At 61.9% G+C, this 17,932-nt stretch carries 15 protein-coding genes, 1 tRNA gene and 2 pseudogenes; 12 read left to right on the forward strand and 6 right to left on the reverse strand.

Going from position 1 to position 17,932, the window contains the following annotated elements; translation table 11 throughout:
* Positions 1-83: 83 nt before the first annotated feature.
* Positions 84-158 (reverse strand) — tRNA-Gln (locus A7A09_RS11655).
* Between the two features lie 94 nt (positions 159-252).
* On the opposite strand from A7A09_RS11655, the gene A7A09_RS11660 reads away from it, so the two are divergent.
* Complete coding sequence (locus A7A09_RS11660) at positions 253-1,434, forward strand: BaiN/RdsA family NAD(P)/FAD-dependent oxidoreductase (RefSeq protein WP_106691558.1); 1,182 nt, start codon at positions 253-255, stop codon at positions 1,432-1,434.
* A 28-nt stretch (positions 1,435-1,462) separates the two neighbouring features.
* Here the strand turns inward: A7A09_RS11660 and kdsA are convergent, their stop codons facing one another.
* From kdsA to A7A09_RS11675, 3 genes are read right to left on the reverse strand one after another with little or no spacing between them, the layout of a single operon-like run.
* Entirely contained in the window at positions 1,463-2,305 is an 843-nt protein-coding gene (gene kdsA / locus A7A09_RS11665) for a 3-deoxy-8-phosphooctulonate synthase (RefSeq protein WP_106691559.1), read from the reverse strand.
* The gene (locus A7A09_RS11670) at positions 2,302-4,065 is read right to left on the reverse strand and encodes a KpsE/RkpR family capsule polysaccharide export protein (RefSeq protein WP_106691560.1); all 1,764 of its coding nucleotides are present in this window, start codon (positions 4,063-4,065) and stop codon (positions 2,302-2,304) included. Before A7A09_RS11670 ends, kdsA begins: the two co-directional genes overlap by 4 nt.
* Complete coding sequence (locus A7A09_RS11675; protein WP_106691595.1) at positions 4,049-4,702, reverse strand: ABC transporter ATP-binding protein; 654 nt, start codon at positions 4,700-4,702, stop codon at positions 4,049-4,051. Before A7A09_RS11675 ends, A7A09_RS11670 begins: the two co-directional genes overlap by 17 nt.
* Before the next feature lie 153 nt (positions 4,703-4,855).
* Here A7A09_RS11675 and A7A09_RS11680 point away from each other — a divergent pair, with 153 nt between their 5' ends.
* On the forward strand, positions 4,856-5,437 hold the full coding sequence (locus tag A7A09_RS11680) for a uracil-DNA glycosylase family protein (RefSeq protein ID WP_106691561.1): 582 nt from the start codon (positions 4,856-4,858) through the stop codon (positions 5,435-5,437).
* Between the two features lie 79 nt (positions 5,438-5,516).
* Here A7A09_RS11680 and A7A09_RS11685 read toward each other — a convergent pair whose 3' ends face one another.
* Positions 5,517-6,062, reverse strand: a complete 546-nt coding sequence (locus A7A09_RS11685) for a carboxymuconolactone decarboxylase family protein (protein WP_106691562.1) — start codon at positions 6,060-6,062, stop codon at positions 5,517-5,519.
* Between the two features lie 42 nt (positions 6,063-6,104).
* Between A7A09_RS11685 and A7A09_RS11690 the strand changes: the two genes are divergently transcribed.
* The 7 genes and pseudogenes from A7A09_RS11690 to A7A09_RS11720 all read left to right on the forward strand — a co-directional run bounded on the left by A7A09_RS11690 (position 6,105) and on the right by A7A09_RS11720 (position 15,268).
* Positions 6,105-7,436 (forward strand): aspartate aminotransferase family protein, encoded by a 1,332-nt coding sequence (locus A7A09_RS11690; protein WP_106691563.1) that lies wholly within the window; start codon positions 6,105-6,107, stop codon positions 7,434-7,436.
* Between the two features lie 194 nt (positions 7,437-7,630).
* Positions 7,631-8,601 (forward strand): annotated as a pseudogene (locus A7A09_RS11695) (TAXI family TRAP transporter solute-binding subunit).
* A gap of 802 nt (positions 8,602-9,403) precedes the next feature.
* Positions 9,404-11,571, forward strand: a pseudogene (locus tag A7A09_RS11700) (TRAP transporter permease).
* The gene (locus A7A09_RS11705) at positions 11,564-11,989 is read left to right on the forward strand and encodes a universal stress protein (protein ID WP_106691564.1); all 426 of its coding nucleotides are present in this window, start codon (positions 11,564-11,566) and stop codon (positions 11,987-11,989) included. The pseudogene A7A09_RS11700 and the gene A7A09_RS11705 overlap by 8 nt, the downstream one beginning before the upstream one ends.
* Before the next feature lie 46 nt (positions 11,990-12,035).
* Entirely contained in the window at positions 12,036-13,013 is a 978-nt protein-coding gene (locus tag A7A09_RS11710) for a threonine dehydratase (RefSeq protein ID WP_106691565.1), read from the forward strand.
* Between the two features lie 49 nt (positions 13,014-13,062).
* A complete protein-coding gene (locus A7A09_RS11715; RefSeq protein ID WP_106691566.1) occupies positions 13,063-14,730 on the forward strand; it encodes a formate--tetrahydrofolate ligase in 1,668 nt (555 codons plus the stop codon).
* A 67-nt stretch (positions 14,731-14,797) separates the two neighbouring features.
* Entirely contained in the window at positions 14,798-15,268 is a 471-nt protein-coding gene (locus A7A09_RS11720; protein ID WP_106691567.1) for a GFA family protein, read from the forward strand.
* Between the two features lie 15 nt (positions 15,269-15,283).
* Here the strand turns inward: A7A09_RS11720 and A7A09_RS11725 are convergent, their stop codons facing one another.
* The gene (locus tag A7A09_RS11725) at positions 15,284-16,069 is read right to left on the reverse strand and encodes an enoyl-CoA hydratase (protein WP_106691568.1); all 786 of its coding nucleotides are present in this window, start codon (positions 16,067-16,069) and stop codon (positions 15,284-15,286) included.
* 56 nt (positions 16,070-16,125) lie between these two features.
* On the opposite strand from A7A09_RS11725, the gene A7A09_RS11730 reads away from it, so the two are divergent.
* From A7A09_RS11730 to rpsI, 3 genes are all read left to right on the forward strand, one after another.
* On the forward strand, positions 16,126-16,548 hold the full coding sequence (locus A7A09_RS11730) for a PaaI family thioesterase (protein ID WP_106691569.1): 423 nt from the start codon (positions 16,126-16,128) through the stop codon (positions 16,546-16,548).
* A 150-nt stretch (positions 16,549-16,698) separates the two neighbouring features.
* Positions 16,699-17,163 carry a 50S ribosomal protein L13 gene (gene rplM, locus A7A09_RS11735; RefSeq protein WP_106691570.1) on the forward strand — a complete coding sequence of 155 codons (465 nt, stop codon included), beginning with the start codon at positions 16,699-16,701 and terminating at the stop codon, positions 17,161-17,163.
* A gap of 2 nt (positions 17,164-17,165) precedes the next feature.
* Positions 17,166-17,669 (forward strand): 30S ribosomal protein S9, encoded by a 504-nt coding sequence (gene rpsI, locus A7A09_RS11740; RefSeq protein WP_106691571.1) that lies wholly within the window; start codon positions 17,166-17,168, stop codon positions 17,667-17,669.
* Positions 17,670-17,932: the final 263 nt, after the last annotated feature.

The raw sequence follows: 17,932 nt of genomic DNA on the forward strand, positions 1-17,932 counted from the left end.
ATGCTAAGGCCGGATCCAGCCATGGACAGAGAATCCATCCGGCGTCGCTTGGGAAGCCATTGATATTGAATATTAATGCTAATTGGCTGGGGCGGTAGGATTCGAACCTACGGTACACGGTACCAAAAACCGTTGCCTTACCACTTGGCTACGCCCCAACTGTCGGGGCTGAATAGCCAAGACGACGGGGGGGGGTCAAGCCGAAATTTGCGCCGGCTTGCCCGTCGCGGGCGATCTCGTTATGCGCAGCTCATGGATCAGGTGGATATCGCAATTCTTGGCGCCGGCGCGGCGGGGTTGTTCTGTGCGGGCTCTGCCCTGACGCAGGGCTGTCGCATCCTTGTCGCGGAGCATTCCCGCAAACCCGGCGAGAAGATTCGCATCTCGGGCGGGGGTCGGTGCAACTTCACCAATCTTGCGACCTCCTGGGATCGCTTCCTGTCGCGGAATCGGCGTTTCGCGGCTTCGGCCCTGGCGCGATACCGTCCGGAGGATTTCGTGCGTCTCGTGGATCACGCGGGAATCGGCTGGCACGAAAAGACGCAGGGACAGCTATTCTGCGACGGCAAGGCCACCCAGATCACGGACATGCTGATGCATCGCATGCGCGGTGCCGAGCTCCGGCTGGAAACCTCGGTCGAAGACGTTCATCGCAATGCGGAAGGCTTCGTCATTGCCACGAATGCGGGGCAGGTTCGGGCTAGGCGCGTCGTCGTGGCGACTGGCGGGAAATCGATCCCAAAGATGGGCGCGACGGGCATAGGCTATGCGATTGCGCGCAAATTCGGATTGCGGATCGTGGAGCCGCGCGCAGGGCTGGTGCCGCTGACCTTCGCCGAGCAGGATCTGGTCCTGTGCCGTCCCCTGGCGGGAATCTCGGTCGAGGCAGAGATCCGTCACGGAAAGGCAGGGTTCCGCGATGCGCTGCTATTTACTCATCGCGGGTTGAGCGGTCCGGCGATCCTGCAGATCTCCAACTACTGGCAGCCGGGGGAGGTTCTGGAGGTCAACCTTCAACCCGATCTCGATATCACCGAGGCGTTGATGATGGCGCGAAAAGGGGCGGGGCGCATGACCGTTGCGACGATCCTGTCGCAATGGCTGCCCGAACGGCTTACGCAGGCGATCGCGGCCGAGCAGGGGCTGTCTGAAGCGCGCTTGGCGGATCAGCCCAACGCCGTGTTGCAGCGGCTCGGGTTACGTATCAATCGCTGGCAGTTACGACCGGTCGGAACCGAAGGCTATCGAACGGCCGAGGTGACGCTTGGCGGTGTCGATACAGGTGATCTGGATGCAAGAACCATGCAGGCTCGGGAGGTTCCCGGACTGTATTTCATCGGCGAATGCGTCGATGTGACCGGCTGGCTCGGCGGCTACAATTTCCAATGGGCCTGGGCATCCGCAGAGGCGGCCGGGCAGGCGCTGAAGGCATAGCGAGTTTCAGCGAAACGCCATTCGCCGATCAGATCTCGATCGGGTCGGCCTTGGCTATCGCGTCGAATTTCATCAGCGATGCGATCAGCGCAGGCATCTGATCCAGCGGGATCATGTTCGGTCCGTCCGATGGCGCGTTGTCAGGGTCTTCATGCGTTTCTATGAAAACACCCGCAACCCCCAGTGCCACTGCCGCCCGTGCCATGACCGGGGCGAATTCGCGCTGTCCGCCGGAAGAGCCGCCCCGGCCCCCCGGTTGCTGCACGGAATGGGTGGCGTCCATGATCACGGGATAGCCGGTGCGCGCCATGATCGGCAATGCCCGCATGTCCGCGACCAGGGTATTGTAGCCAAAGCTTGCCCCGCGCTCGGTCAGCAGGATGTTCTCATTTCCGGTCGAGGCGACCTTGGCGGCGACATTCGGCATGTCCCATGGGGCAAGGAACTGCCCCTTCTTGATATTGACCACCGCCCCCGATTCTCCGGCTGCCAGCAGAAGATCCGTCTGCCGCGACAGGAAGGCCGGGATCTGGATCACATCCACCGCTTCGGCGGCCATCGCGACCTGGAGGGTGTCATGGACATCGGTCAGGACCGGGCAGCCCAGCTTTTCGCGGATGGTTGCGAGCATCTGCAACCCGTCCTCCGCTCCCACGCCCCGCCGCCCCTGCAACGAGCTGCGGTTCGCCTTGTCGTAGCTTGCCTTGAAGATATAGCCTGCACCGGCGGCCTTGCAGGCCCTGGCCATGGTTTCGCCTATATGCAAGGCGTGATCCAGGTTTTCCAACTGGCAGGGACCCGCGATCACCGTCAGGGGAAGGTTGTTGCCGCAGGCCAGGTCGCGGATGCTGATATGGCGTTGTGTGGTCATGTTGATACCTGTTCACGCAAGATCGACACTGTCAACGACAGCATGAGATAGATGCCCATGAAAATCAGGAAAGCCACAAGCGTATTCTGGAACGCCTTGGGATAGGTCGCATCGTCCGGCGGCACCGGAGAGACGGAAAGCGACAGATAGCGGACCTGCTTGTTGGCCTCGATCTGCGCGGCTTCCAACTGTTCGGCGGCGCTTGCGAGCAGACCCTGCCGGGTTTCAAGATCGCCTTCGGCGATGCGCAACTCGCCGGTGATCTCGGCCAGCGAATTCCTGGTGTCGTTATTCTGGGTCAACTGGCGCCTGGTATCCGAAATCATCTGTTCCAGCCGCTCGATATCACCGCGCGTCGCATCGACACGGCTTTGCACGGGCCGCGGATTGGAGAGCAATTGACCAAGTTCGAGCCGCTTCTGGGTCAATTCTCCCTCGAGCTGCGACACCTGTCCCATGACGACCGAACTTTCGGCCTGGGGATCCAGCACGCCCAGTTGGGTCTGCAATTCCTGAACACGGCGCTGCGCCTCGAGGACCTTGGCCTCGGCATCTTCGTAATTATTGCGCGCGCCCTTCATCTGGTCATCGCGCAGGCGGGAGGTCATGTGATCCACCTCTTCTTCGGCATAGCGGATCAGCGCCAGGGAAAATTCCTTGCTGAGCTCGGGATCCGGCGCGATCACCTCCATGTTGATCACCCCTTCGGTCGGATCATATCCGATAACGATGGAATCCTTGTAGACTGCGTAGGTCTCCTCGTTCGAAGCGTCCGGGGCGAGGCGCTTGATCGGGTCGATATCCGGATCCTGGAAGGTTTTCTTGAAGCCAAGCTCCTTGTCCAACCGGATCATCGCGGCTCGAGATGTCAGATAGCTCTGGACCCCGACCGCATCGGTATTGGTTGCCAATGGAGAACTGCCGAACAGGCCGCCGGTTGCACCCGCGCCCGCCGGTTCGGCCATCTGGATCCGGAACTGGGAGTCGGTCGCGTAAAGGGGGGTGGCAACCGCGTAGTAATAATATCCGGCGATAATCGTGGGCAGGGCGACGAAAAACATCAGCCGCAAGCCCAGCATGATCAACCGCCGCCGCCGCCTTCGCGAGATGTCCTGTTGAATGCGGAAGATCTCGGCGGCGCGGCGCTCTTCGGTCATTTCTTCGCGAGAGGGCAGGGCTGCAGGAGATTTCAGCGCCGGAGTCGCGGATGGTGTCCGGATGGCGGGCGTGTTCGCTGCCGGGGAGGTTCCGGCCCTGTGCCCCTCATTCGAAAGGATCTGCTTCAGCGCGGCGCGATGCGACGGGTCAATGCCGCGTTCCCGCAATTCCAGCACCGCTTCCTCGTCCGAGTTCACCTTGATCTGGTGCAGCGATGCGATGCGGCGTGCAATGCGCAACTGGCGTTCGGACAGCTTTTCTGCGCGAATCGCGTCGAGTTTGGCATCACGATCCTCGATGGAGCCTGCCGCGCCGCCCGCCGTTTCATCCGCTTTGCCGGCTTTCGCCTTGTCGGTGAGGCTGAAATCACCGAATCCGTCATCCGTGTCTTCGGTGCGCATGAAGCGTTCGCGCATCTCTGTCTCGGATTCGGCAGTGGATTTCGGGGCGCTGGCCGGGGCGGCCTGATCCGTGGGCTTCTTGCGCAATTCCACCCGGACTTTCGGTGCTGCCTTGGTGGAACCAGTCTGATCCGCAGCGTCGGGGCGGACGGATTCATCGGCGGAAGCGTGAAAACGCCGCGCCTTAGGCGGTGTAGTCATAATACTGCTTTGCCTCTTCAAGTGTCTCGAACATGTATAATTTTCCGTCACGCATGATAGCTGCCGAACGGCAGAATTTCTCGATGGTTCCGGGCTGGTGTGAAACAATGATCACGGTAGAGTTCCGCAGCCTGTCGAAAAGGACCGAACCGGCCTTGCGGTTGAATTCCACATCGGTGGTCTGCGGCATCCCCTCGTCAATAAGATAGATGTCAAATTCCAGTGCGAGCAGCAGTGAAAAATTGAAGCGCTGCCGCATCCCCGCGGAATAGGTGCCCACGGGCATGTCGAAATATTCGTCGATGCCGGCGAGCCAGCGGGTGAATGCCTCGACATAATCGGGATCGAGTCCGTAGATGCGGGCGATGTAGCGCGCGTTCTCGACTGCCGAATGCCTGGTGACCACGCCCCCCATGAAGCCGAGGGGGAAGGAAACGCGGCAATCCGAGCGAATCACGCCTTCGTCCGGCTTTTCCAACCCGCACATCATGTTGATCAGCGTGGTTTTCCCGGTCCCGTTGGGGGCGAGGATGCCGAGCGAGTTTCCCAATTCGACGCGGAATGACGCGCGGTCGAGAATCACCTTGCGTTGCAGCCCGGTCCAGAAGGACTTGGAGACGTTCTCAAATTCCAGCATGTAATGCCTGTCATCATCCTTCGAATATCGCCAGACCGGCGATGTCGGCGGACCATAGGTGCCAGTCGGCATGCTGTCCAGTTGCCTGAAGGATACATGAGGAAACGTGATGACGCAGGTTATTTCGCGTTGTATTTGTATTAGATTGAACGAATGCTGCCCCTGCGTGAAGACATAGAATTCTGCACATTGTGTGCCAAACGTTTCGCCGCCACGGTGACGGCGCATCGGCCCCGTCCGGTGGTCTGGTTCCGCAGTGGGGCGGGACTGCTGATCGCGGGGCAGGCGCCGGGAATGCGGGTGCATGAAAGCGGCCGTCCCTTTGCCGACCGCTCGGGCGAACGATTGCGGCAATGGATGGATGTCGATGAGGCAACATTCTACGACCGCGACCGGATCGCGATCGTGCCCATGGCTTTTTGTTTTCCGGGTTATGATGCAAAGGGTTCGGATTTACCTCCACCGCCGATCTGCGCCCGGACATGGCGGGCCCGGGTCATGGAGCATCTGCAGCCGCGATTGACCCTGCTGGTCGGCGGCCACGCGATAAGGTGGCATCTGGGGGCCTCCAATGTCACCGACACCGTTCGCGCATGGCGGGATCATGCTCCGCTGGTCTTTCCCCTGCCGCATCCGTCCTGGCGCAATACCGCATGGCTCGGCAGGAACCCGTGGTTCGAGGCTGAACTGCTCCCTTCGCTCCGCGAGGCCGTCGCGAAGGAATTGGGGCGATAGGCTGGCGCCGATCCGCCGGGGCGGGAACGCGATCAGAGCGAGTTTCCGCCCCGCAAACCGCCCAGCCCGGCCGGTTCTGCTATCGGATCGGATTCGCGGCCATCTCGGCTGCCACTTCTTCGTCGACAGGGACATCGAGGCTGTTCACGAGGAAGCCCAGCACCGAGTAAAAGCCGACCGTAGCCATCAGGTCCAACATCCCTTTCGCTCCGATCTCTTCGATCAATTCTTCGCGGGTGTCCGGAAGCAGGCGGGCATCCGTCATCAGCTCATCCACGGCGCGGGCCAATACGCGATCAGCGTCGGACATGTTCTCCAGCGGTCCGGCCAGGGTGGCGATACGCAGATCATCCATGCCCACGGCACGCCCCCGGCTGACATGGTGAGCCCATTCATAGGGCGCATCCAGGTTATGGCCGGTGCGCAGGATCACCACCTCGCTTTGCTGATCCGACATCGCCCGCTTGCGCACGACATGATCGCGCAAGGGCGCCCAGGCCGCCAGCAGGTCGGGATGGTGGACCATCACGCGATAGACGTTCAGGCGACCGGCGAAGCCTTCGCGCAATTCCGCGGCAGTTTCCGGCCATTCGCCATTCGTCAGGGGTTTCAACTTCGTGCTCATCGGGACATCCTCATCGCGACGAAAGACTCAGGATATTTGATCATGTCGCATGTATTCCCGCGCAATTGCCATGTCCAACCCCCTGTCGCCACCGGGGGCGAGGGCGTCTGGCTGATCGATTCGGAAGGCCGCCGCTACCTGGACGGCTCGGGCGGGGCGGCGGTGTCCTGCCTGGGTCATGGCGACAGGCAGGTGACCGAGGCGATCAAGGCGCAACTCGACAAGCTGGCCTTTGCCCATACGGGCTTTCTGACCAGCGAACCGGCCGAGGCGCTGGCCGATCTGCTGATCGCGCATGCGCCGGACGATCTGGACCGGGTCTATTTCGTCTCGGGTGGGTCCGAGGCGACCGAGGCTGCGATCAAGCTGGCCCGGCAATACTGGGTCGAGAAGGGGCAGCCGCAGCGCTCGCGCCTGATCGCGCGGCAGCAGAGCTATCACGGCAATACCATCGGGGCGCTGTCGGCGGGAGGCAACGAATGGCGGCGGCAGCAATTCGGGCCGCTTCTTCTGGATATGAGCCATATCGCGCCCTGCTATGAATATCGCAACCGCGAGGAGGGGGAGACCCCGGAGGAATACGGCATCCGCGCCGCCGAGGCCTTGCGCGAGGAAATCGAGCGGGTCGGCCCCGAGACGGTCATGGCCTTCATGGCCGAGCCGGTGGTGGGGGCCACCGCGGGGGCCTTGCCCCCCGCGCCGGGATATTTCAAGCGCATTCGTGAAATTTGCGACGAATACGGCATCCTGCTGATCCTTGACGAGGTGATGTGCGGGATGGGTCGCACCGGCACGCTGTTCGCCTGCGAGCAGGATGGTATCGCGCCGGACATCCTGTGCATCGCCAAGGGCCTGGGCGCGGGATATCAGCCCATAGGCGCGATGCTCTGCAGCGCCTCGGTCTATGACGCCGTGGCGCGGGGCAGCGGGTTCTTTCAGCATGGGCACACCTATATCGGCCATCCGGTCGCCACGGCGGCTGGTCTTGCGGTGGTCAGCGCCATCCTGGATCGCGGACTCTTGCCGCAGGTGCGGACCAAGGGGGCGGCGCTGCAAAAGGCGCTGGAGGCACGTTTTGGACAGCATCCCCATGTCGGCGACATTCGCGGCAGGGGGCTGTTCCGCGGCATCGAGATCGTTGCGAACAGGGCCACCAAGGCGCCCTTCGACCCGGCTCTCAAGCTTGCGGCCAAGCTGAAGAAGGCGGCCTTCGCGCGTGGATTGATCTGTTACCCGATGTCCGGCACCATCGACGGCAGGCATGGCGATCACATCCTGCTGGCACCGCCCTTCATCCTCTCGGAGGACGAGATGGCGCAATTGGTCGAGATGCTGGCCGGGGCCATGGACGAGGTTCTGGCGGAGGTAATGTAGCGGCGGAATCCGTGGCTTGTCCGGATCCGAGCGGGTGGGTTGAGTAGTTTAACCTATAGACAGCACTGAGTTTCCGGAATTCAGTTGTTAGGCATTGCCAAACCGCATGACTGCGCTACCGTAAACGTGAACCCGTGCCGAAAGGCGCGGGGTAAAATCGATACGATGACGGAAAAACCTAGGGAGATAGCTGCATGAGCACGTTCAAACCGATTCTTCTGGCGACGGCCTTCGCGCTTGGCGCAAGCGCGGCCGCTGCCCAGGAAGAGCGCTTCATCACCATCGGCACCGGTGGTCAAACCGGCGTCTATTACGTTGTCGGGCAGTCGATCTGCCGCCTGGTAAACCGGAATACCGCCGAGACAGGCATCAAATGCACCGCGCCATCGACAGGTGGCTCGATCGCCAATATCAATGCGATCCAGGCCGGCGACATGACCATGGGCGTGGCCCAGTCCGATTGGCAGTTTCACGCCTTTAATGGCGATGTCCCCGAATTCGAGGGCGACAAGAAGTTCGACGGCCTGCGCTCGGTCTTTTCGGTTCACCCCGAACCGTTCACCGTGGTTGCCCGCGCCGATTCCGGGATCGAAAACTTCGAGGGTCTCAAGGGCAAGCGGGTGAATGTCGGCAATCCCGGCTCGGGTCAGCGGGGCACGATGGAAGTCGTGCTGGATGCGCTCGGCTGGACGATGGGAGATTTCTCGCTCGCCTCCGAGCTGAAACCGGCGGAGCAGTCGGCTGCCCTGGGCGACAACAAGGTCGATGCGATCATCTACACCGTGGGCCATCCCAATGGCTCGATCCAGGAGGCGACCTCGACGGTGGAGGCACGGCTTATCCCGGTCACCGGCGAGGCGATCGACAAGCTGGTCGAGGACAATCCCTATTACGCCAAGGCGACGATCCCCGGCGGCATGTATGCCGGCAATGACGAGGATGTCGAAACCTTCGGCGTGAAGGCGACCTTCGTCACCTCGGCCGATGTTCCCGAGGACATGGTCTATGAGGTCGTGAAGGCGTCTTCGACAATTTCGACCGCTTCAAGGGCCTGCATCCGGCCTTCGCCAACCTCGAGCCCGAGGCGATGATCGCGGAAGGCAACAGCGCCCCGCTGCATCCGGGAGCCGAGAAATATTACCGGGAACAAGGCTGGATCGAATAACCAGCCGAATGATCATACGGGGCGGCCTTTGCGGGCCGCCTCTCGCTCGTAAAAATCATAAAAACTCGTGAACACAATAATATAATGCCCAAACGGGGAGGGTGGCGCGATGAGCGAGAATGACGAAAAGCCGAAATCCGGCGACCATCAGTTCGAAGCCAGCAGGGTTGAGATGGAAGCATCCGGCAAGGGTGGCCTGTCTCAGGCCGAGCTGGATGAGCTTGTCGCCTCTTCGGATACCGGCGCGCGAAGCCCTCGCGGTGCCGTAGGCACGATCATCCTGCTTGTCGCCTTTTTCTGGTCATTGTTCCAGCTCTGGATCGCTTCGCCCCTGCCATTCGTCGTCACCGGGTTCCTCAAGAGCATCGGCCTTTCCGGGGCGAACCTGGTCATGAACGACACCGAGACCCGATCGATCCATCTCGCCTTCGCGTTGTTCCTTGCCTATATGGCATATCCGGCGCAGCGTTCTCCGTTCCAGCTTGCGTTGGGAGTCGGGATCCCGGTGCTGATGGCGGTCCTGTTCATCGAGGGCAGCAAGACCGGTGTGCCGGTCTGGTGGATCCCGGTCGTGGCCGCCGCGGTGATCGCGGCGGTCCTGCTTGGCAGTCCCAAGAACTGGGTGCCGCCGTGGGAATGGGCGCTTGCGGTGGTCGCGGCCATTGCGGCGCTTTACATCCTCGTTTTTTATGACGCCATCGGAACCCGTATCGGGGCGCCGATCAAGCAGGATTTCGTCATTGCCGTGATCGGCCTGATGCTGCTGCTCGAGGCCACCCGGCGCAGTCTCGGCCCGGCGCTGATGATCGTGGCCAGTGTCTTTCTCGCCTATACTTTCCTTGGTCCCTACATGCCCGGCATCATCGCGCATAAGGGCAATACCCTGTCCGAGGTGGTCAATCATCAATGGATCACGACCGAAGGTGTCTTTGGCATCGCCCTGGGCGTGTCCACCAGTTTCGTGTTCCTCTTCGTGCTGTTCGGCGCGCTGCTCGACAAGGCGGGCGCGGGCAATTACTTCATCCAGGTGGCATTCTCGCTGATGGGGCATATGCGGGGCGGACCGGCCAAGGTGCCGTCGTCAGTTCCGCCATGACCGGCCTGATCTCGGGCTCCTCGATCGCCAATGTCGTGACCACCGGCACCTTCACCATCCCGCTGATGAAGAAGGTGGGTTTCAGCTCTGAAAAGGCCGGGGCGGTCGAGGTCGCCTCGTCGGTCAATGGGCAGATCATGCCGCCGGTGATGGGGGCTGCGGCCTTCCTGATGGTCGAGTATGTGGGGATCCCCTATTTCGACGTGGTCAAGCACGCCTTCGTGCCCGCCACGATCAGCTATATCGCCCTGGTCTATATCGTCCATCTCGAGGCAATGAAGGCCGGGATGAAGGGCCTGCCGCGCGCCTATGTGCCGGGGCCGCTGATGCGCCGCCTTGTCGGCTTCGTGTTCGGTGTCGTTGTCATCTGCGCCCTCGCGATAATGGTCAAATATACCATGGGCTGGATTCGCCCGACATTCGGCAATAACGCGCCCTATGCCGTTTTCGCCATGCTGACCGCCGTCTATATCGGCCTGCTCTATGTCGCCTCGCGCGAGGAGCCGCTGGAACTGGACGATCCCAATGCGCCGGTGACGCAGCTGCCGCTACCGGGGCCGACCGTGCGCTCGGGACTGCACTTCCTGCTTCCGGTCGTGGTGCTGGTCTGGGCGCTGATGGTGGACCGTCTGTCACCCGGCCTGTCGGCCTTCTGGGCCACGGCCTTCATGATCTTCATCCTGCTGACACAACGTCCGCTGATGGTGATGATGCGCGGCGCGGACCGCACCGGCAACGGCAAGATCGGCGCGGCGCTGCAATCGGGCTTCAGCGACCTGATCGACGGGATGATCTCGGGCGCGCGCAACATGATCGGCATTGGCATTGCCACGGCGACCGCCGGGATCATCGTCGGCGCGGTCAGCCAGACGGGCGTCGGCTCGGCGCTGGCCGATGTGGTCGAGGTGTTGTCGGGCGGCAACCTGCTCGCCATCCTGTTCCTGACGGCGATCCTGTCGCTGATCCTTGGCATGGGCCTGCCGACCACGGCGAACTACATCGTCGTCTCGGCCCTTCTGGCCCCGGTCATCGTGACACTTGGCCAGCAGAACGGGCTGATCGTGCCGCTGATCGCGGTGCATCTCTTCGTGTTCTATTTCGGGATCATGGCGGATGTGACGCCGCCGGTAGGGCTTGCCTCCTTCGCGGCGGCGGCCGTGTCGGGCGGTGATCCGATCCGCACCGGGGCGGTCGCCTTCTTCTATAGCCTGAGGACGGCGGCGCTGCCCTTCCTGTTCATCTTCAATACCGACCTGCTGTTGATCAATGTCGATTGGATACACGGGATCTTCGTCTTCATCACGGCGACTCTGGCGATGCTGCTCTTTGCGGCGGCGACGCAGGGCTGGTTCCTGACCCGCAACAGGATCTGGGAATCGGCACTGCTGCTGGTGATCGCCTTCGCGATCTTCCGGCCCGGTTTCTTCATGGATTACATCTATCCTCCCTATGAAGACCTGCCGCCCGCCCAGTTCGAGGAGGCGCTTGGCAATGCCGATCCGGGTGCGCCGCTGCGGCTGCGGATTGCGGGGCTGAACGAGGTCGGTGATCCGATCGAGTTCACGGCCCTGCTCGAAGTGCCCGAGGGGGCCGACGGAGCCGAGAAGATGCAGGCCCTGGGAATCGAGACGGTCCAGAACGGCGACGAGGTCGTCATCGACAACGTGGCCTTCGACAGCCCGGCGCAAGAGGCGGGACTGGATTGGGATCAGCAGGTCCTGTTGGTCCGCGCCCCGGCTCCCGCGCCGTCGAAATACTGGATCTACATCCCGGTGGCCCTGGCCCTGGCGCTGGTTATCTGGATGCAAAAGATGCGAGCAGGTCCCGGCGCCGGGGCCATCCGCCGCGAAGGTGAAGGAGTGAGCCATGCCTGAGAACGTCCTTCTGCCCATTGATCTGCAGCAGACCGAAAGCTGGGAAATGGCCCTGACCGCTGCCCGCCGGCAGGTCGATGAGGGAGGCCGGATCCATCTGCTGGGGATCGTGCCCGATATCGGCAGCTCGATGGTCGCGACCTACCTGCCCAAGGGCTATGAGGTGCAGGCGTTGCAGGCCATGAAAGACGGGCTGGACCGTTTCGCGAAAGAGCATTTTCCGGATGGCGCGAAGGTCGAGACCCATGTCGGTCATGGCCATGTCGCCGAAACGATCCTGAAAATCGCCAAGAAAGCCCGGGCCGATATCATCGTTATGGCCAGTCCGCAGCGCGACGAGTTGCGGAGCATCCTGATCAGCAGCCATACCAATGCCGTGGTCCGGCATTCTCCCTGTTCGGTTCTGGTCGTGCGTTGATGTAAGGGTTTGATTGTAAAAGGTTTGGCGAATTACGGGAAATGCCATGAGGTTTACCGCCGAGGATTTGCAGGAGGCTGCCCGGCTGGTCTATACGCAGATGCAGCCGACGCCCCAGTATGCATGGCCGCAACTGGCGCAACGGCTTGGATGCGAGGTCTGGGTCAAGCATGAGAACCACGGCCCCACGGGTGCTTTCAAGGCGCGCGGTGGAATCACCTTCATCGACTGGATGCGGCGTGCCCATCCCGAGCTGAACGGGATCTGCACGGCGACACGGGGCAATCACGGGCAATCACAGGCGCGGGCCGCCTCTGCCGCCGGATTGACCGCGAAGATATTCGTGCCTTTCGGCAATTCGGTCGAGAAGAACAGGGCGATGCGCGCCTTCGGTGCCGAATTGATCGAATTCGGCGAGGATTTCGACGAGGCACGGGTGGAAGCCTTTCGCGTCGCCGAGGAAGAGGGGCTATTGATCGTGCCGCCCTTCCACCGGGAACTGGTGCGCGGTGTCGCGACCTATGCCTATGAGCTGCTCACCGTCGTTCCCGATCTCGATACCGTCTATGTGCCGATTGGCTGCGGCTCGGGGATCTGCGGCACCATCCTGGCCCGCGACGCCCTTGGGCTTCCGGTCGAGGTCGTGGGCGTGGTTTCCGCCGAGGCGCAATGCGCGAAACTGTCGGTTGAGGCGGGCAGGCCCGTTGAGACGCATTCTCCCCGGACGATCGCCGACGGTATGGCGGTCCGGGTCCCCGTTCCCGAGGCGATGGCGATCTATGGCCCCGGCACGGCGCGCTTCGTGACCGTGACCGTGACCGATGCCGAACTGGCCGAGGCCATGCGGGTCTATTACAGCGACATTCACAACATCGCCGAAGCCGCTGGCGCCGCTTCCTTGGCGGCATTGATGCAGGACCAGGAGAGGATGCGGGGCAGGAAAGCCGGTGTCATCCTTTCGGGTGGAAACATCGATAAGGGCTGGTATCTTGATGTGCTGCAGGGCAGCCTGCCACAGATCTAGGGATGGATCCTTGCTCTGTCCCGGCATCAACAAGATTGTGGGGAGGCACATGACATCAGATATCCAGATCGCGCGGGCCGCGACCAAGCGCCCCATCACCGAGATCGCCGAAGGCCTGGGCCTTGGGGTGGAACAGATCCTGCCTTACGGCCATGACAAGGCCAAGATCACTCATGATGCCATCGCCGCATTGACGGATCGCCCCATGGGGCGGCTGGTTCTGGTCACCGCAATCAGCCCGACCCCGGCAGGCGAGGGAAAGACAACAACGACGGTGGGGCTTGGTGACGCGCTGAACCGGATCGGCAAGCGCGCGACCATCTGCATACGCGAGGCCAGTCTCGGTCCGAATTTCGGCATGAAGGGCGGCGCGGCAGGAGGGGGCCGCGCGCAGATCGTGCCGATGGAGGAGATGAACCTACATTTCACCGGCGATTTCCACGCGATCACCTCGGCTCATAACCTGCTGGCCGCGATGATCGATAACCATATCTACTGGGGAAATGCGCTGGATATTGACACGCGCCGGATCACCTGGCGGCGGGTGATGGACATGAATGACCGGGCCTTGCGGGACGTGGCGCTTGGGCTTGGCGGTGTGGCCAATGGTTTCGTGCGGCAAAGCGGGTTCGACATCACCGTGGCCTCCGAGGTCATGGCGATCCTGTGCCTCGCCAGCGATCTGGCCGATCTGCAGGAAAGACTGGGCCGGATCGTCATCGGTTATAGCCGCGATCGCCAGCCGGTCACGGCCCGCGATCTCAAGGCCGATGGCGCGATGACCGTGCTGCTCAGGGATGCGTTGCAGCCGAATCTCGTTCAAACGCTGGAGAATAATCCGGCACTGGTGCATGGCGGGCCTTTCGCCAATATCGCCCATGGCTGCAATAGCGTGACGGCCACGCGGACGGCGCTGCACCTGTCGGATTATGTCGTTACCGAGGCAGGTTTTGGCGCCGATCTGGGGGCCGAGAAGTTCCTGGACATAAAATGCCGTCTGGCCCATCTGTCCCCTTCGGCCGTGGTGCTGGTCGCCACGATCCGTGCGCTGAAGATGAATGGCGGGGTCGCCAAGGCCGATCTGGGGGGAGAGGATGTGGCGGCGGTCACGCGCGGCTGCGCCAATCTGGGCCGGCATATCGAGAATCTGCGTGGTTTTGGCCTGCCGGTCGTGGTGGCGGTGAATCATTTCGACGGCGACAGCGAGGCAGAAATCGCGGCCTTGCAGACATATTGCGGACATCATGCTGTAAAGGCGGTGATCGCACGGCATTGGGCCGAAGGCGGAGCAGGTGCCGAGGATTTGGCGCGCGAGGTCGTGGCGCTGTCCGGGGGCGAAGTGGATTTTCACACGCTCTATCCCGATTCCATGCCGTTGTGGCAAAAGATCGAAACCATCTGCACCCGCATCTACCGCGCCTCTCATGCCGAGGCCGCGGCAGGGATTCGCGAGCAGCTCGAAACCTGGGAGGAGGCGGGATACGGCCATCTTCCCGTCTGCATCGCCAAGACCCAGTATTCCTTTTCGACCAACCCGGCGCTGCATGGCGCGCCCGAAGGGCATATCGTCCCGGTTCGCGAGGTGCGTCTGAATGCGGGGGCGGGTTTCATCGTGGCTATCTGCGGCGAGATAATGTCCATGCCCGGCTTGCCTCGACAGCCTGCGGCGGAAAATATCGGTGTCGATGAGAACGGGTGGATCGAAGGGCTGTTCTGAACCGCTACCCTTCGGGTTTGCTCTCGAAGCTGCCCGGTGCGACGATCCCTTCGATAAGGAGGTCGTGATGGTGGAACTTGCCGGAGGCTGTGGTTGCGGGCGGATTCGCTATCGAATGATGGAGCGCCCGCTATTCACCCATTGCTGTCACTGCAGCTGGTGTCAGCGCGAAACCGGAAGCGCCTTTGTGCTCAATGCGCTGATCGAAACCGATCTGCTGCGGCTCGACGGCGAAGCCGAAGAAGTTCTCACGCCCTCGGCTTCGGGCAAGGGACAGCGAATCTTTCGTTGTCCCGATTGCCGCGTAGCGATTTACAGTCATTATGCCGGGGCGGGGCCGCGCTTTGCCTTTCTGCGGGTCGGAACATTGGACGATCCGGCCAGCTGCCCACCGGATGTCCATATCTTTACATCGACCAAGCTGCCCTGGCTGCAGCTTTCTGACGACGTGCCGGTCATGAGGGAATATTACGACCGCGAGGCGTTAGGGCCCGTGGCATCGCTGGCGCGACGGAAAGCGGCTCTGGCACGAAAATGATTCGGGGCCCGGGCGTCAGTTCCAGCCCGGTTTGCGTTTTTCCAGGAAGGCGTTGATGCCTTCATCGGTGTCCGGCAGCATCATGTTTTCGCACATCGTGGCGCCCGCGCTGTCATAGGCCGCCGACAGGCCGAGGCGAAGCTGTTCATGGAAGGCGCGTTTACCCATCCTGACCGCCGAGGGCAGTTTCGAGGCGATCAGGCGCGCCATCTCCATCGCCGTCCCGCTCAGTTCCCCGGCGGGCACGACGCGGTTGACCAGCCCCAGTTCGCGGGCGCGTTCCGCCAGGATGAATTCGCCGGTGGTCAGCATCTCGAAGGCTGCTTTCGGTGGCACCGCCCGGGTCAGCGCGACCATCGGGGTCGAGCAGAAAAGCCCGATATTGACGCCGTTGACGCCAAAGCGAACGCCCTCGGCGGCAACCGCCAGATCGCAGGAGGCGACAAGCTGGCAGCCTGCGGCGGTGGCGATCCCCTGAACCTCGGCGATGACCGGTTGTGGAAGGGCGGGGATCATCTGCATCATTCCGGCGCAGCGTCCGAACAACTGGTCATAGGCGGCCCGTCCCGTGTCCTCGTTCTTGCGGGCGGCCTGCATCTGCCGCAAGTCGTGGCCGGCCGAGAATGCCTTGCCCGTGGCTGCCAGGATCACCGCGCGGATCGTGTCGTCGGCCTCGATCATCCGTAGGGCGTCCGACAGGGCGTCAATCATCTCCAGCGACAGGGCGTTGAAATTCGACGGGCTGTTCAGCACCAACCGCGCCACATGATCGGTATCTTCGCGCAAGACGAGGTCTGCCATCTTGATCTCTCCTCCGTTTGCATAAACCGTAAGGCGCAAATGGCCGGGGGGAAAGTATGGACATCGTGATGAATGCGGATGCGCTGAACAGATTTCTGGACAGCGAGTTTCCACAGGTGGCGGCAGAGTATCGGGTCGAGCAGGTGAATGAGACCGGGCTGGTGGCGCGGCTGGCGGTAGGGGAGGCGCATCTGCGGCCCGGCGGAACCGTCAGCGGGCCGTCGATCTTCGCGCTGGCCGACCTGGCGATCTATTGCGCGATCCTTGCGCGGATCGGGCCGGTCGCATTGGCGGTCACGACGAACGCCTCGATCGACTTCATGCGCAAGCCCGAGGCGGGCAGGGATCTGATTGCCGATTGCCGGTTGCTGAAACTGGGCCGTGTGCTGGCCGTGGCCGAGGCGCTCATCTATTCCGCAGGCGGGGCCGAACCGGTGGCACGCTGTTCGATGACCTACTCGATTCCGCCGAAAAGCTAGGATTTCGGGCGGTTATTTGCAGGTATTTTAATACCTATTTATTATCATATTGTTTTTATTGAAAAAATTCAGGATCTCCGCTCTTGACTGTGGGGCCATGATTTTCGATATACCGCCATCTCGAATGAACACGACCCCAAGGGACGACAAATGAAAACCTATACCGCGAAACCGGCGGAGATCGAGAAGAAGTGGATCCTGATCGACGCCGAGGGCGTCGTTCTGGGCCGTCTCGCCTCGATCATCGCCAATCGCCTGCGCGGCAAGCACAAGCCAAGCTATACGCCGCATATGGACATGGGCGACAATGTCATCGTCATCAATGCCGACAAGGTGCAGATGACCGGCAACAAGCGCCGCGACAAGACCTATTACTGGCACACTGGCCATCCGGGCGGCATCAAGCATCGCACGGCGGCTCAGCTGCTGGACGGCGCCCATCCCGAGCGCGTGGTGATCAAGGCCGTCGAACGCATGATCAGCCGCAACAAGCTGGGCAAGCAGCAGATGACCCATCTGCGCGTCTATGCCGGGACCGAACATCCGCATGAGGCGCAACAGCCCGAAGTGCTGGACGTGAAGTCCATGAATGCCAAGAACACCCGGAGCGCGTGATTATGGCCGAAGACATCAAATCTCTCGACGAACTGAAGTCGGCCGTTTCGGGAACCGAGGCCGACGCGCCTGCGGCCGAGGTTGAAGCCGCCGTCAAGCGCGAAGCGCAGCGTGACGATCTTGGCCGTTCCTATGCGACCGGCAAGCGGAAGGACGCGGTTGCCCGTGTCTGGGTCAAGCCCGGTTCCGGCAAGGTCTCGGTGAATGGCAAGGACATTAACGAGTATTTCGCCCGTCCGGTGCTGCAGATGATCCTGCGCCAGCCCTTCGACGTGGCCGGCGTGGCCGGTCAGTACGATGTGCAGGCGACCGTCAAGGGCGGTGGGCTGTCGGGGCAGGCGGGTGCCGTGAAGCATGGCATCAGCCAGGCGCTGCAACTGCACGAGCCGAGCCTGCGCCCGGCGCTGAAGGCCGCAGGCTTCCTGACCCGCGACTCGCGCGTGGTCGAGCGGAAGAAATACGGCCGTGCGAAAGCCCGCCGCAGCTTCCAGTTCTCGAAGCGCTGATTCTGCCTGCAAGGCTATTGGGAAGGCGCGGTCCTGCGGGACCGCGCCTTTTCTTTTGCCGGAATCGAGTCGATTGAGCGGTTGCATCAGAGGGTCGGCGAGTCGTTCTGGAGGGTGACTCGGTCTGGAATCGGCCGGGAAGGGCGTAAATCCGTGGCGAAAGCGTTCTCCAGGGCGAACGTCTCGGGCGTCGTGTCACGAAAAATGCATAAATTATCCACATCAATTCAATAACTTGATTGGAAGTCCGGCAGAACTTTAAA

This window comes from Paracoccus methylarcula (genome assembly GCF_003007735.2).
Taxonomy (GTDB): domain Bacteria; phylum Pseudomonadota; class Alphaproteobacteria; order Rhodobacterales; family Rhodobacteraceae; genus Paracoccus; species Paracoccus methylarcula.

What these genes read in the sequence shown, in the direction of transcription:
- A7A09_RS11660 (WP_106691558.1), top strand. Translation starts at nt 253, where the DNA reads ATGGATCAGGTGGATATCGCAATTCTTGGCGCCGGCGCGGCGGGGTTG.
- kdsA (WP_106691559.1), bottom strand. Translation starts at nt 2,305, where the DNA reads ATGACCACACAACGCCATATCAGCATCCGCGACCTGGCCTGCGGCAAC.
- A7A09_RS11670 (WP_106691560.1), bottom strand. Translation starts at nt 4,065, where the DNA reads ATGACTACACCGCCTAAGGCGCGGCGTTTTCACGCTTCCGCCGATGAA.
- A7A09_RS11675 (WP_106691595.1), bottom strand. Translation starts at nt 4,702, where the DNA reads ATGCTGGAATTTGAGAACGTCTCCAAGTCCTTCTGGACCGGGCTGCAA.
- A7A09_RS11680 (WP_106691561.1), top strand. Translation starts at nt 4,856, where the DNA reads ATGCTGCCCCTGCGTGAAGACATAGAATTCTGCACATTGTGTGCCAAA.
- A7A09_RS11685 (WP_106691562.1), bottom strand. Translation starts at nt 6,062, where the DNA reads ATGAGCACGAAGTTGAAACCCCTGACGAATGGCGAATGGCCGGAAACT.
- A7A09_RS11690 (WP_106691563.1), top strand. Translation starts at nt 6,105, where the DNA reads ATGTCGCATGTATTCCCGCGCAATTGCCATGTCCAACCCCCTGTCGCC.
- A7A09_RS11705 (WP_106691564.1), top strand. Translation starts at nt 11,564, where the DNA reads ATGCCTGAGAACGTCCTTCTGCCCATTGATCTGCAGCAGACCGAAAGC.
- A7A09_RS11710 (WP_106691565.1), top strand. Translation starts at nt 12,036, where the DNA reads ATGAGGTTTACCGCCGAGGATTTGCAGGAGGCTGCCCGGCTGGTCTAT.
- A7A09_RS11715 (WP_106691566.1), top strand. Translation starts at nt 13,063, where the DNA reads ATGACATCAGATATCCAGATCGCGCGGGCCGCGACCAAGCGCCCCATC.
- A7A09_RS11720 (WP_106691567.1), top strand. Translation starts at nt 14,798, where the DNA reads ATGGTGGAACTTGCCGGAGGCTGTGGTTGCGGGCGGATTCGCTATCGA.
- A7A09_RS11725 (WP_106691568.1), bottom strand. Translation starts at nt 16,069, where the DNA reads ATGGCAGACCTCGTCTTGCGCGAAGATACCGATCATGTGGCGCGGTTG.
- A7A09_RS11730 (WP_106691569.1), top strand. Translation starts at nt 16,126, where the DNA reads ATGGACATCGTGATGAATGCGGATGCGCTGAACAGATTTCTGGACAGC.
- rplM (WP_106691570.1), top strand. Translation starts at nt 16,699, where the DNA reads ATGAAAACCTATACCGCGAAACCGGCGGAGATCGAGAAGAAGTGGATC.
- rpsI (WP_106691571.1), top strand. Translation starts at nt 17,166, where the DNA reads ATGGCCGAAGACATCAAATCTCTCGACGAACTGAAGTCGGCCGTTTCG.